Origin of the sequence: Streptomyces nanshensis, assembly GCF_001751255.1 — a bacterium.
GTDB lineage: Bacteria > Actinomycetota > Actinomycetes > Streptomycetales > Streptomycetaceae > Streptomyces > Streptomyces nanshensis_A.
Window position 1 is genome coordinate 94,328 of sequence record NZ_LJGW01000111.1, and the last position, 13,747, is coordinate 108,074.

The following is a 13,747-nucleotide window of genomic DNA, read 5'->3' on the forward strand; positions in this document are numbered from 1 at the left end:
GGACGGCGCGGCGTCAGCCGCGGCCGGCGGTCACTTGACCGGTGCCAGCTTGTCCACGAGGCCCGGGTGGGCGTCCATCCACTTGCGGGCGGACTCCTTCTCCTTGCCCTGGCCGCCCTTCTGGATCTCGGCCTCCAGTGAGGCGAGGTCCTTCTCGGACATCTTGAACTTCTTCAGCCACGAGTTCAGTTCGGGCAAGTCCTTGCCGAAGGTCTTCTTCCCGGTGATGTGGATGTCGTCGCCCTTGCCCCAGGCGCCCTTCGGGTCCTTGAGCTTGGTCAGGTCGTACTTGGCGTACGCCCAGTGCGGCGTCCACAGCGTGACCACGACCGGCTCCTTCTTCTTGATGGAGCGGTCGAGTTCGGACATCATCGACGCGGTCGAGGACGAGACGATCTTCCAGTCCTCCAAGCCGTACTCCTTGACGACCTTGTCCTTGAGGATGCCCATCTCACCGGCGGACGCCTCGATGCCGATGATCTTGCCCTTGAACTCGCCCTTGTGCTTCTTCAGATCGTCGAGCGACTTCACGTCCTTCATGTACGACGGCACGGACAGCTCCAGGGACGTGGGGCCGTACCACTTGCCCACGTCCGTGAGCTTGTCCCCGTACTTGTCCATGTACTGCTTGTGCGTCGTCGGCAGCCAGGCGTCGAACTGGACGTCCATGTCGCCCTTGGACAGGGCCGTGTAGAGCGGACCCGGGTCGAGCTGCTGGACCTTCGGCTTGTAGCCGCGGTCCTCGAGGATGTTCTCCCACAGATACGTCGTGGCGATCGCCTCGTCCCACGGGAAGTAGCCGAGGTTGACGGCCTTGCCGGCGTCCTTGCCCTTGGCGTTGCCGCCGCCCGAGACCGGAGCCATCTTGTCGACGAGGCCGGGGTGCTTCTTCAGCCACTTCTTGACCGCGTCCTGCTCCTTGCCCTTACCGGCGTCGGTGATCATGCCCTCGAGCTCGGTGAGGTCCTTCTCGTTCATCTTGAAGTTCTTCAGCCAGGACGCGACCCTCGGGTCGTCGTTGCTGAATCCCTTCCGCGCCACGGTGTGGATCTTGTCGCCCTTGCCCCAGGCGCCCTTCGGGTCCTTGAGCTTGGTCATGTCGTACTTGCTGTACGCCCAGTGCGGCGACCACAGCGTCGTGACGATGGGCTTCTTGCTCTTGTACGAGCGGTCCAGCTCGGAGAGCATCGACGCCGTCGAGGAGGAGACGATCTTCCAGTCGGAGAGGCCGTACTCCTTGACGATCTTGTCCTTGAGGATGCCCATCTCACCGGACGAGGCCTCGATGCCGATGATCTTCTTGCCGAACTTGTCCTCGTTGGCCTTCAGATCGTCCAGGGACTTCACGCCCTTCACATACGAGGGCACCGACAGCTCCAGCGAGGTGGGGCCGTACCACTGGCCGAAGTCCTCGAGCTTCTTGCCGTACTTCTTCCAGTACTGCTCATGGGTGGTCGGCAGCCAGGTGTCGGTCTGGAAGTCCAGGTCGCCCTTGGACAGGGCGGTGAACATCGGGCCGGGGTCGAGCTGTTGCAGGGTCGGCTTGTAGCCGCGCTGCTCCAGGACCTCCTTCCACAGGTACGAGGAGGCGATGCCCTCGTCCCACGGGATGTAGCCCATCTTGATCTGCTTGCCCTTGCCGACGTTCGTGCCGCCCGCCTGACTGGTGCCGTCGCCGCCGGCCATGTTCATACCGCCCGCGACGAGCGCGAGAACGATGATGCCGACGCCCGCCACGGCGGTGTTGGGACGGTAGTGCACCAGCTTCCAGCCGCTCGCCATGGCGGCGGCCTTGGCCAGCGCACGGCGCCCGAGCGGAGAGACGCGCTGGTTCAGCGCGGCGGTCATACGGTCCAGGTACATCGCCAGGATGACGACCGCGAGGCCCGCCTCGAAACCGGCGCCGATCTCGACGCGCGTCACCGCGTTGTAGACGTCTTCGCCCAGGCCCGAGGCACCGGCCATACCGGCGATCACGACCATGGACAGCGCGAGCATGATGACCTGGTTGACGCCGGCCATGATGGTCGGCAGCGCGAGCGGCAACTGGACGCGGCGCAGGGTGTTGCCCGGCGTGGTCCCGAACGCCTCGGCGGCCTCGACCAGTTCGGAGTCGACCTGCCGGATGCCCAGCTCGGTCATGCGTACGGCCGGCGGCATCGAGAAGATGACGGTGGCCAGCAGACCCGGCGTGACGCCGACTCCGAAGAAGACGACGCCCGGCAGCAGATAGATCATCGCCGGCATGGTCTGCATGAAGTCCAGGACCGGGCGCACCGTCGTCGAGACGGCCTTGCTGCGCGAGGCCCAGATGCCCACGGGCACGGCGATGATCAGTGTGATCACGGCGCAGACGAGCACCATGGACAACGTCATCATCGCGTTGTCCCACAGCTCGACCGAATCGATGATCATGAAGCCGAGCATCGCGAGGAGAGCGGGCAGCAGGCCGCGCAGCCAGAAGGTGACGACGGCGAGGATGCCGCCCATGAGCAGCGGCTCAGGGGCGCCGAGCACGGCGTTGACGCCGTCGAAGCAGTTGGTCAGTACGGCGCTGATCGCGTCGAACAGCCATGTCAGATGGGTCTGGAGCCAGTCGATGAGCGATTCGACCTTGGACCCGAAGTCGAATCTAGGCACCGGCGCTCACCTTTTCGCTCTTGCCGTCGTCGGCTTCGTCGTCGCCGACCGCTTCACCCAGTACCGACAGCAGCCTGTCCCGCTCGACGCGGCCGACCAGGTCGCCGTCGTCGCCCGTGACGCCGACCGCCTCGTCGCCGCCCGCGAAGGGCGCGAACAGCTCGGCGACCGGGGTGTCCTCCGGCACGCTGATCGCGGCGGAGAAGCTCTTGGCCAGGGCGTCTTCCATGATCGACCCGGCGGTGAGCACACGGGTGCGGTCGACGTCCTCGACGAAGCGGCGCACGTAGTCGTTCGCCGGACGGACGAGGATGTCCTCGGGGGCGCCGATCTGCACTATTCGGCCGTCCCGCATGACCGCGATGCGATCGCCGAGGCGCATCGCCTCGTTGAGGTCGTGGGTGATGAAGACGATGGTCTTCTTGAGCTTCTCCTGAAGCTCCAGGAGCTGGTCCTGCATGTCGCGGCGGATCAGCGGGTCCAGCGCGGAGAAGGACTCGTCCATCAGCAGCAGGTCGGCGTCGGTGGCCAGCGCGCGGGCCAGGCCGACGCGCTGCTGCATGCCGCCGGAGAGCTCGTCGGGCCAGGACTTCTCCCAGCCTTCGAGCCCGGTGAGCGCCAGCGCCTCCGTGGCGCGCTCCTCGCGCTCCTTCTTCTCCACGCCCTGGACTTCCAGGCCGTACGCGGCGTTCTCCAGGACGCTGCGGTGCGGGAAGAGCGCGAAGTGCTGGAAGACCATGCTGATCTTCCTGGCCCGGACCGCGCGGAGGGCGGCGGGGCTCAGCTTCGTCACGTCCTCGCCGTCGAACTTCACGGCGCCCGCCGTCGGCTCGAGCAGTCCGTTCAGCAGCCGCAGCAGCGTGGACTTGCCGGATCCGGACAGGCCCATCACGACGAAGATCTCGCCGGACTCGACCTCGAAGCTGGCGTCGATGACGGCAGCCGTGGTCCCGCTCTTGCGCAATTCGTCGCGGTCGACGCCGGATTCGAGCCGGCTCACTGCCTGTTCCGCTTGTTTGCCGAACACCTTGTACAGGTGCTCGGCCTGCAATCTGCTCACATACACCCCATGAGTCGTACGCAAAACGACCCGCCTCCCCCGCCGGCGGGTCGCAGAGCGGCGTGGCATCTGCCCGGTTTGCACCGTTCTGCGCAGAGGGAGATCGGATCGACTCCGCATGCGCCGCTGCCCAGACTTATGTGTCTCAAACACATCCGATGACGCACGCCACGGCCGACTCACGGTGAACGCTCGGCATATCGGCACCGCCGGACGGCGGGCGAACCGGTCATCTCACGGTTGGTCATTGGTAGTTACACCCAAGTTATACACCCTTCAGCCACCACCGGGACCGTCCGCGCAGCGCACGGAGCCCGTGCGGGCCGCCGCGTCCGCGGTGGAAGCGTGACGGATCCCGCACCGGTCGCTCCCGGTACGGGATCCGTCACGGCGTGCTCACGACCGCCGGTCGGCTGCTAGTGACGCTTGAAGGACTTCAGGTAGCGCGCCGTGGGCGAGCCGACGCCGGTGACGTCGTCGTAGCCCCGTACGGCCTTGAGCGAGCTGTCCTTGCCCAGCGTGCGCAGCGTGGTCTTCAGACCCTCGGAGTCGTCGGCGCCGTTGGCGAAGTCGACGCGGGCCACCGCGAGATCGGTCGTCGGACCGCGCGGGTGGTCGGTGACGTCGTGGTACGCCTTGGTGCCGAACCGGGCGTAGATCGCCGGGTTGGCGAAGCCGATCGGCTTGCCGTGCCCGGCCTGCTGCGCCAGTGCCTGTACGCCGGCGACGACCGGTGCCGCCAGCGACGTGCCGCCGATGCGGTATTCGCTGTACTTCTCCGAGCCGTCGGTCTGCTGCTGCGTCTGCCCCACGAGGAAGCCGGTGTTGGGGTCGGCCACCGCCGCGATGTCGGGCAGGACGCGCTGCCGGGTCGGGCCGTTGGCCTTGGCGAGCGCGTCCGGTACGACGCCGCGCTGGTAGAACGGCTGGTCGTAGGTCTTGCTCGTACCGCCGCCCGCGCCGGAGGTGAACGGGCCGGGCAGGCCCTTCCAGCTCTTGCCGTTCTTCGACAGCGGGGCCTGATCGGTGCCCCAACCGGTCTCGAACGTATAGCGGTCGCCCTTGCCGACGGCGAGGCTGGTGCCCCCGACCGCCGTCACCCAGGGCGAGTTGGCGGGGGTGTCGACCTGCTTGGTGCCGGTGCTGGCGACGTTGTCGCCGTCGTCGCCGGAGGAGAAGTAGAAGCCGATGCCCTCGATGGCGCCGAGCTGGAAGACGTGGTCGTAGGCGGCTGCCACGTCCGGTGTCTCGTTCTCCTCCACATCGCCCCAGGAGTTGGAGACGACGTCGGCGAGCCGGTTGTCGACGATCTTGCTGAGCGAGTCGAGCAGGTCGGCGTCCTGGCAGGAGGCGCCGCCGACATAGGTGATGTCCGCGGCGGGCGCGAGCGCGTGCACGGCCTCCACGTCCAGGGTCTCCTCGCCGTACCAGCCGGCCGCGTCGCAGTCCTTGGTGTGGTTGTAGTCATCGGGCAGCACCTGGCTCAACTGCCCCTTCCGGTACGCCTTGTCGCCGTTGCGGCGCGCGTACTCGGAGGCGTCCTCGGCGATGGACGGCGAGGCGTAGGCGTCGGTGATCGCGACGGTCACGCCCTTGCCGGTCAGCCCCGAACCGGCGGCGCCGTAGGCCGCGCGCAACTGCTTGCCGGTGTAGCCCTTGACGGCGTAAGGCACGTGCTTTCCGTACGCCTTGGGAAGGCCGGTCGCCGTCTTCGAGCCGTGATAGCTGGAGAACGGGCCGGAGTTGCGGAAGACCGGTCCGGGCGGCGGCAGTTCCTCGTCGTGCTCGGCGAGCTTGGGCGCGTTGTCCAGGCCGACGACGGTCAGCACCGCTCCGTGCAGCGAGGACGGCACGGACGCGGCGGTCTGCGGCGCGCGGTACGTCTTGCCGTCCTTGGAGTAGTCGTGCAGCTTCGTGGCGAAGGCCTTCTCCGTCGCCGCGGTGTCACCCGTGACCGAGACATAGTGCTCGTCGGTGCCGGTCACCTTCATCCCGGCGGACTTCAACCAGGCGGTGACGGCGGACTTCTGGGCCTTGGTCGGGCCGTAGCGTGCGCGTGCCTGCCGCGCGGACAGGTACTTGTGGTACGAGGCGGAGCCGGGCTCGGAGACGGACCTGGCGTAGTCCGCGAGCCCGGCGGCGTCACGTCCGGCGAGGTAGACCCGGGCGGTCACCTTCGCGGATCCGGTGGTGCTGCCGCGGTCGGCCTTCGTGGTCGCCCACTGCGGCTTGGTGGTCTTCAGCACGTGCCGACCGTGCTGTGCGCCGTCGGCATGGGCCGGTATGCCCAGGGCGAACGCGCCGGCGATCAGCGGCAGCGTGACGGCCACGGCTACGCCGGCGCGCGTTCTCGGACGGGCGATTTTCATGGAACCCCCTTCGAAATCGGCCGCGATCTTGGTCGCGAACCGACGGTGTCCGGTGGGAGACACCGTGCTGCGCCAATATTTCGCTGATCTGGACATGCCAGGGAATGGCGTGCCTCAAGAACAAGCCAAGGAACGGCAATGGAAGCCGTGTTCGCGGTCCGGAGTGCCGCTTCGGGGACGCAGGCAGGGGGTGCTATGGAGGCGTACTAGCGTCAGGCCCGCGCCGGATCAGGCCGGGGCCGCGTGGCCGGAAACCGCTGAACGGTGCCCGGCCACACCGCCTCAGCCCATGTTCCGGACCGCGTCCGCGAGGGCGACGAAGCAGTCCTGGAGCGCGGGCAGTCCGTCGTGGAGCTGCCGGGTCTTCTCGTCCAGGTACAGATCGCGGCGCAGTTCGACCTGGAGGCTCTCGATTCCCGTTCCGGGTGACGCGTGCCGTCGGAGGAGTTCGTTGCCGGGGAAGGGCGTGTTCAGGGCGACCTCGAATCCCGCGTCGCGGAAGACCCCGGCGACGGTCTCGGCGTAACCCGGCGACGCCGTCGTGCCGTTGAGGTCGCCGAGGCAGATCTGCGGTCGTCGCAGGCCGTCCCTCGGACCCACGGACGACATGCTGTGGCAGCTCAGTTGGAACGCCCTGCCGAACGCGTCCCGTCGGCGCTCCAGCAGTTCCGCGAGGGCGCTGTGGTACGGGAGGTAGTACACGGCGATGCGGCGCTCGACCTCCGCGACCGCCAACTTCCCCTCGTAGAGCGGCGAGTAGTCCGCGCCCAGCGTGTGGATCAGTCCCGATCCGGACCGCAGCGAACCCTTCAGCGGACGCAGGGCGACAGGCCAGGCGCCGTCCAGCGCCTCGGGATCGATGTCGTCCACCGGCCTGTTGGGGTCGACGAGGGACGGCGGGAAGTCCGCGATCAGAAGTGTCGCTCCCGCCCGGGCACTTGGCCGCACGACGCGGTCGACGTGCGGGGCGGTCTTGTCGTGTACGGCGGTGAACGACGCGGACGGGCGGAACTCCGGCGGATACCGCGTACCGCTCCGTGAGACGTCCACGACGAGCGGGCCGTCCGTCTCGCCGGTGACGATACGGAACGGGGCTGCCGTGTCCGGGTCATCAGCCGCGTCGGGCGCCGCCGTTCGCGGCCGGTCGGGCCGGTCGGGTTCGCCGGGCGTCACCATGCGTACGCCTCGGGTGCGGCGCCCGGGCCGGGGAAGATCGCGTCGAGTTCCGCGAGTTCGCTCTCCGAGAGGCTCAAGCCGGCCGCCTGGAGGCCGTCTTGGAGGTGGCGCATCGTGCGTACCCCGACGACGGGCGCCGTCACGCCCGGCTGGTGCAGCAGCCACGACTGTGCAACCACGGCCGGCGCCCGTCCGAGGTCACGGCAGAACTGCTCGTAGCGTTCGAGCTGTTGGCGGCTGTGGGAGAGACCGTCGGCGGCCCGCTTGCTGGCCGTACGTGCCGCGGTCTCGCCCTTGGACAGGACGCCGCCCAACAGGCCGGAGTTCAGGGGGCTGTAGGGCATGAGCCCGATGCCGTAGGCGCGGCAGGCCGGCAGCACTTCGAGTTCGACGGTGCGCTCCATGAGGTTGTAGATGCTCTCCTCGACGACGATGCCGAGCAGATTCCGCCGGAGTGCCGCCTCCTGTCCCCGTGTCAGGTGCCAGCCCGCGAAGTTGCTCGTACCGGCGTAGCGGATCTTCCCCTCGCGCCGCAGATCGTCCAGCACCTCCCAGATCTCGTCCCAGCTTGTGGCGCGGTCGACGTGGTGCAGCATGAACACATCGAGCACGTCGGTCTGCAGCCGCTGGAGCGAGGCTTCGCAGGCCCTGCGCAGATGCCGGGCCGAGAGGTACATGTCGTTGGCGCCCTCGCCCATCCGCCCGTACGCCTTCGTCACCAGGACGATCCGGTCCCGGCGTCCCGGGTCGCGGGCGAGCCAGCGGCCGATGATGCGTTCCGTCTCGCCCTTCGCCTCCGAGTGGTCGGAGACCGTACGGTTCGCGTCCGCTCCGTAGACGTCGGCGGTGTCCAGCAGATTGACCCCGGCGTCCAGGGCGGCGCTCATGACGGTGTGGGCGTCGGGCTCCGGTGTCACGGGCCCGAAGTTCATGGTGCCCAGTGCCACGGGGGCGACCCGCAGGCCCGTCCGTCCCAGCGTCCGGTGGTGCACGTCAGATCTCCTTGTCGCGGAAGCGGTCGGGTGAGAAGTGGTCGAGCGGCACGGAACTGGCCCCGTCCAGCGCGAGGTCGACGCATACGTCGCCGCTGGCGCTCGCGTGCTTGAAACCGTGTCCGGAGAAGCCCCCGGCGAGGACGAGCGACGGCGCCAGTGCGGAGGTGCCGATGACGAAGTCGCGGTCGGGCGTCGCCGAGTTCATGCAGGGACGCGCGGCGGAGTGCTTCGGGTTCAACCCCGGGAAGGCGCGGCGGCAGAAGGCCTCGACCGGATCGGTGTCCCGGGCGTCGATGGGATAGGTGTTGTCGTCCGCGTGTTCCAGGCGCGGTTTCGGGGCGGACGGCCCGGCGCCGATCTTCACCCCCGCTCCGTCGACGTCGGTGATGCCCCAGCCGTCGAGGTCGCCGCTCTTGCGGACGAACACGGGGAACCTCTCGGGGCCGTAGAGCTCGGGCTGCGGGCCGGTGAACCACACCAGCGGCGAGCGGACGATCCGAAGAGGCAGCTCCAGATCGGGAATCAGATCGGTGAACCAGGCGCCGGTGGCGACGATCGCCCGCCGTGCGCGCACCTGTTCCGTACCGAGGTCGATGCGGACGCCGTCGGCGTCGTGGCGGATCGCGGAGACGGGCGTCTCCAGCCGGATGTCGGCGCCGTGTCTGCGGGCCATGGTGAGGGCGGCGGCCACGCACCGTTCGGGGTTGAGCACCCCGGCTCCCGGCTCGTGGACGGCGACGTCGTCGGCGATCGTGGCGTGCTGCGGGAAGCGACGGGCGAACTCGTCCGGTTCCAGCAGCCGGTGCTCGAAGCCTCCTTCGCGTGCGGACTCCAGTGCGCGTGCGATGACGCCGCTGTCCGGCGGTCCGATGCACAGGCCGCCCGTGCGCTGGAACAGCACGGACGAGGACGCCGATTCGAGTTCACGCCAGAGCGTGCGTGCCCGCCGGACGAGCGGAACGTACGCGGTTCCTTCGAAGAGGGTCTGCCGGAAGATCCTCGATCCGCCGTGTGAGGACCCTCGTGCGTGTGCTTCACCGAACTGTTCGATCCCGATGGTGCGGGCGCCGCGTGCCGCGGCGCGCCAGGCGGCCATGGAGCCGACGCCGCCGAGGCCGAGCACCGCGACGTCGTATGTGCGGGGGCTTGTCACTCCGTACTCCTGGGCTAGAGGACCTTGGACAGAAATGCCTGGGTGCGGGGGTGTTGGGGAGCGTCGATCACGTCGGCGGGCCGCCCGGACTCGACGACGACGCCGGCGTCCATGAAGGCCAGCGAGTCCGCGACGCGGCGTGCGAAGCCGATCTCATGGGTGACGATGATCATGGTGAGCCCCTCGTCCGCGAGGTCGCCGATGACGTCGAGCACCTCGCCGACGAGTTCGGGGTCGAGCGCGGAGGTCGGTTCGTCGAAGAGCATCACTTTGGGGCGCATCGCCAACGCCCGTGCGATGGCGACGCGTTGCTGCTGTCCGCCGGAGAGCCGGCGGGGGTAGGCGTGCAACTTGTCGCCGAGGCCCACCCGTTCGAGGAGCGCGGTGGCCCGCTCCACGGCCGCGGCCCGGGACTCACCGCGGACGATCATGGGGGCGGCGATGACGTTCTCGAGCGCCGTGTAGTGGCTGAAGAGGTTGAAGTCCTGGAAGACCATGCCGATGTCGGCCCGCTGCCGGCTCTGCTCCTTCTCCGACAGCTCGTGCAGGGTGTCGCCGCGCTGGCGGTAGCCGAGCAGTTCGCCGTCGACCCAGAGCCGGCCGTGCTGGATCTGCTCCAGGAGGTTGATGCACCGCAGGAACGTGCTCTTGCCCGATCCCGAGGGCCCGATCAGACACATCACCTCGCCCCGCCGCACCTCCAGGTCCACGCCCTTGAGGACTTCGTTGCGCTGATAGCTCTTGTGGACCTGCTCGGCCCGTACGAGCACCTCCGGTGTCATGGCAGCCTCCGGTCGAGTGCGGTGGTGCGGGCGCCGGTTCGCGGCCGTCGCTCCCGGGCGCCGTCGGGCGAGAACTTCCGCTCGATCCAGGACTGGACGAGGGTGAGCACCGAGACGGTCACCAGGTAGAGCACGGTCGCCACGATCAGCAGCGGGATCGTCTGGAAGTTGCGGGAGTAGACGATCTGCGCGCTGTAGAGCAGGTCCGGGATGGCCAGGACGCTGACGAGCGACGTCGTCTTGAGCATGGAGATCGTCTGGTTCCCGGTCGGCGGGACGATGACGCGCATCGCCTGCGGGAGCACGATCTTCCGCATCGTCTGCAGCCGCGTCATGCCCAGTGCGCTCGCCGCGCGGATCTGCCCCTGGGGTACGGAGAGGATCCCGGCCCTGACGATCTCGGCCATGTAGGCGCTCTCGTGCAGGGCAAGTCCGAGGAAGGCGGCCGTCATCGGGGTGATGACGTGGTTGGCGTTGAAGGCCGCCAACTCGGGGCCGCCGAACGGCAGACCGACGACGATGCGCGGATAGACCGCGCTCATGTTGAACCAGAACAGAAGCTGGACGAGGAGCGGCGTCCCGCGGAAGAACCAGACGTACGCGGCCGCCGCACCGGACAGCAGCCGGTTCTTCGAACTGCTCATCACCGCGAGCACGATGCCGATGGCGACGCCGGCCGCCATGGACAGCGCGGTGAGCCACAGGGTGAGCAGCAGGCCCTCCATGATGGTCCGCGCCGTGAGCCACTGTCCGACCACGTCCCACTGGAAGCGCGGATTGGTCACCACGGACCACGCGGCGGCGGCCAGTGCGAGACCGACGAGGGCTGCTGCGAACGCCCGTCCGGTGTGCCGCTTGGGAACCAGCCGGATGCGCAGATCGGGCGGTGCTTCCCCGTCCGCGGCACGGGACGGGTCCGGGGCGTCGGACTCCTCGGTGTGCTCTGGGAGTTGGCGTGTCCTGTGGGCCATGGCTCACGCACACCCCTTGCGCAGAGGCTGGTAGTAGTAGGTGTGCCCCGGCTTGATCTCCTTCGGGTCCTTGAAGATCTTCGACTCGACGATCCGTCCGTCGGAGCCGACGCCCCAGGGTCCGGCGATCTTCTGGTACTTCTTCGAGAGTTCGGTGCCGGCCTTGGTGACGTTGGTGCCCCACTTGTCGCTGATGCGCTCGTACTCGCCCGACTTCAGCAGCGAATTGACCGCCGCCTGAAGGGGCTTAGCCAGGGACGAGTTCTTGGGCACGGCGATGCCGGCGATGCTGTGGCTGGTCTGGTAGACGCTGGTCACGCAGAGCTGACCGTTCGACCGGTCGGCGGCGTACAGGACTTGGGGCTTGTCGTTGACGGCGACGTCCGCCCGTCCGGACTGCAGGGTGAGCACCGCGGCGTTGGAGTCGGGGACTTGAAGGATCTTGACGGGTTTCCTGCCGTGGCTGCGACAGTACGTACTTGCGTCGCCGAGGGCCTCGACCTGGCTGACGCCCTTCTTCACGGAGACGCGGTAACCGCACAGATCGTCGAACGAGTTGACCTTGATCCCCGAGCCCTTCTTGATCAGGAACCCGCCGCCGGACAGGTAGTACGACACGAAGTCCGCGGTGGGCAGACGCTCGTGCTCGATGCTGAAGGAGGACATCGCCGCGTCGTACCGGCCTGCGGCCAGGCCCGGGAGGATGGAGTCGAACGATATGTTCTTCCATTCGACCTTCAGTCCCAGCTTGGCGCCGATGGCGTTGCCGAGATCGATGGTGTAGCCGGTCAGCGTCTTGTTGTCCCCCTTGAAGAACACGATCGGTGCGTTGGGACCGTTGGTGGCGAACACGACCTTGCCCTTCTTCTTGAAGCTGCCGGGTACGAGCCCGGCGGCGTCGGGGTCGGTCGTCACCTTGGGGACCGGCCGGCTCTTCGGTGCGTCCTTGCCGGATCCGGCCGACGACGGATCGGCGCAGGACGCCAGCATCAGCAGGCTGAGACCGGCGGCCACGAGCACGGCCGTACGGGGTGGGCGGACAGGGAATGACATGGCTGCTCCTGGTATCGGTGCTCCTGGGCCGGGGTCGGGGGTGCGCTGTACGTGAGTCGGGGGCCGGGTCCTGAAGTACGGGGAGGGAGACCGGCGTTGGGGGTTGCCGGCGGTGCCGGCGGGCTGTCGGGTGTCGGGCGCCGGGGCTTCGGAACGGCCGCCCCGGCCTGACCGAGGGCGTCAGGAGAGCTCGTCGGCTCCCGCGTACGTGGTGTGCGGGGCGGTGTGCGCCCGGCGTGCGATCGCGTCGTAGCCCTCCGAACCGGCGGCCACGACGGCCTGGGTGAGCGAACCCGCGAGGTTCGCCCTGACGGCGTCCGCGTTCCAGCGCAGGCCCGCTATGCAGCGGTCGGCGAAGATACGGGCGCCGGAGTCGAGCCGTTCCAGTCCGCCCAGCAGACCGAGGGTCACGACGGGAGCCATGGCGGACACCTCCAACTCGCCGACGGCTGCGGCCGCCCGCGCGCTCGCGGCCTCGCCCGCGATCTGGAACGACATCTGCATCATGAGCTCCGGAATGACCGGATTCACCTTCCCCGGCATGATCGAACTTCCGGCCTGTACCGCGGGCAGTTCGATCTCGCCGATCCCGCCGACCGGCCCGGACGCCAGCAGCCGCAGGTCCGTGGCGATGCGCGCGGCCGAGCGCGCACAGCGGTCGACCGCCTCGCTCACCGCGACGAAAGGTTCCAGGGACGCCAGCGCCCAGTAGGGATCCTCGGCCGCCTCGACCGGACATCCGGACACCTCGGCGAGTTCGGCCACCGCCGCCGCGGAGAATCCCGGCGCGGCTCCGAGCCCCGTGCCCACGGCCGTCGCGCCGAGCGGGACCTTGAGCAACGCCCGTACCGTGGTACGGAGTTCGTCGGCGGCCTGTCCGATCCCGTAGGCGTGAGACCGGTGCAGAGAGGCGACCGGAAGCGCCACCGCATCCTGCAGACAGGTGCGGCCCAGGCGCTCGGTCTCCGGGTACTCCCCCGCCTTCGCGCGGCATGCGTCCGCGAGACGGTCCAGGCTCTCGACGGTCCGTGTGCTCGCCGAGTGCACCGCCAGGGCGATGGCGGTCGGCATCACGTCGTTGGTCGACTGCCCGCGGTTGACATGGTTGTTGGGGTGTACGGCGCTCTCGGAGCCGCGCCCGCGCAGCAGTTGGGTCGCGCGCCGTGCCACCACCTCGTTGACGTTCATGTTCGTCGAGGTGCCCCCGCCTCCCTGGAGGACGGGCAGCGGGAACTGACCGTCGTGCGACCCCTGTTGGACCTCGCGGGCCGCGGCGATCACCGCGTCGGCGACCTCGGGGGCGAGGCTGCCCAGCCGCCGGTTCGCCCGTGCCGCCGCGATCTTGACCAGGGCGAGGGCGCGGATGAGGTCGGGATGGTCGTGAAGCCTGGGCCCGCGGAAGTCGAAGTTCGCCAGTGCCCTGCGGGTTTGACCGCCGTACAGCGCTTCTCGGCCGTCGCCGTCCTTCCCGGCCGGCTCTTCGCGCTCGTCGACGGTGCCCCAGTTATTTGCCAGGTGGTCAGGCCAATTAGTCACGCGGCTCACGCT

At 68.6% G+C, this 13,747-nt stretch carries 10 protein-coding genes; all 10 read right to left on the minus strand.

Features of this window, described 5'->3' with window-relative positions:
* Positions 1 to 30: 30 nt before the first annotated feature.
* The 10 genes from AN218_RS06495 to AN218_RS06540 all read right to left on the minus strand — a co-directional run bounded on the left by AN218_RS06495 (position 31) and on the right by AN218_RS06540 (position 13,735).
* The gene (locus tag AN218_RS06495; protein WP_070015697.1) at positions 31 to 2,640 is read right to left on the minus strand and encodes an ABC transporter permease/substrate binding protein; all 2,610 of its coding nucleotides are present in this window, start codon (positions 2,638 to 2,640) and stop codon (positions 31 to 33) included.
* Entirely contained in the window at positions 2,633 to 3,700 is a 1,068-nt protein-coding gene (locus tag AN218_RS06500) for a quaternary amine ABC transporter ATP-binding protein (protein ID WP_070015794.1), read from the minus strand. Before AN218_RS06500 ends, AN218_RS06495 begins: the two co-directional genes overlap by 8 nt.
* 416 nt (positions 3,701 to 4,116) lie before the next feature.
* A complete protein-coding gene (locus tag AN218_RS06505) occupies positions 4,117 to 6,069 on the minus strand; it encodes a S53 family peptidase (protein ID WP_070015796.1) in 1,953 nt (650 codons plus the stop codon).
* Positions 6,070 to 6,351: 282 nt separating this feature from the next.
* The gene (locus AN218_RS06510) at positions 6,352 to 7,245 is read right to left on the minus strand and encodes an N-formylglutamate amidohydrolase (protein ID WP_079131879.1); all 894 of its coding nucleotides are present in this window, start codon (positions 7,243 to 7,245) and stop codon (positions 6,352 to 6,354) included.
* The gene (locus tag AN218_RS06515) at positions 7,239 to 8,237 is read right to left on the minus strand and encodes an aldo/keto reductase (protein ID WP_079131880.1); all 999 of its coding nucleotides are present in this window, start codon (positions 8,235 to 8,237) and stop codon (positions 7,239 to 7,241) included. The genes AN218_RS06510 and AN218_RS06515 overlap by 7 nt, the downstream gene beginning before the upstream one ends.
* Before the next feature lies 1 nt (position 8,238).
* Positions 8,239 to 9,393 carry an N-methyl-L-tryptophan oxidase gene (solA, locus tag AN218_RS06520; protein ID WP_070015698.1) on the minus strand — a complete coding sequence of 385 codons (1,155 nt, stop codon included), beginning with the start codon at positions 9,391 to 9,393 and terminating at the stop codon, positions 8,239 to 8,241.
* A 14-nt stretch (positions 9,394 to 9,407) separates the two neighbouring features.
* Positions 9,408 to 10,175, minus strand: a complete 768-nt coding sequence (locus AN218_RS06525) for an amino acid ABC transporter ATP-binding protein (protein WP_070015699.1) — start codon at positions 10,173 to 10,175, stop codon at positions 9,408 to 9,410.
* Complete coding sequence (locus AN218_RS06530; protein WP_079131881.1) at positions 10,172 to 11,146, minus strand: amino acid ABC transporter permease; 975 nt, start codon at positions 11,144 to 11,146, stop codon at positions 10,172 to 10,174. Before AN218_RS06530 ends, AN218_RS06525 begins: the two co-directional genes overlap by 4 nt.
* A gap of 3 nt (positions 11,147 to 11,149) precedes the next feature.
* Positions 11,150 to 12,199 carry an ABC transporter substrate-binding protein gene (locus tag AN218_RS06535; RefSeq protein ID WP_079131882.1) on the minus strand — a complete coding sequence of 350 codons (1,050 nt, stop codon included), beginning with the start codon at positions 12,197 to 12,199 and terminating at the stop codon, positions 11,150 to 11,152.
* Positions 12,200 to 12,379: 180 nt separating this feature from the next.
* Complete coding sequence (locus tag AN218_RS06540) at positions 12,380 to 13,735, minus strand: lyase family protein (protein ID WP_171908618.1); 1,356 nt, start codon at positions 13,733 to 13,735, stop codon at positions 12,380 to 12,382.
* Between the last annotated feature and the right edge of the window lie 12 nt (positions 13,736 to 13,747).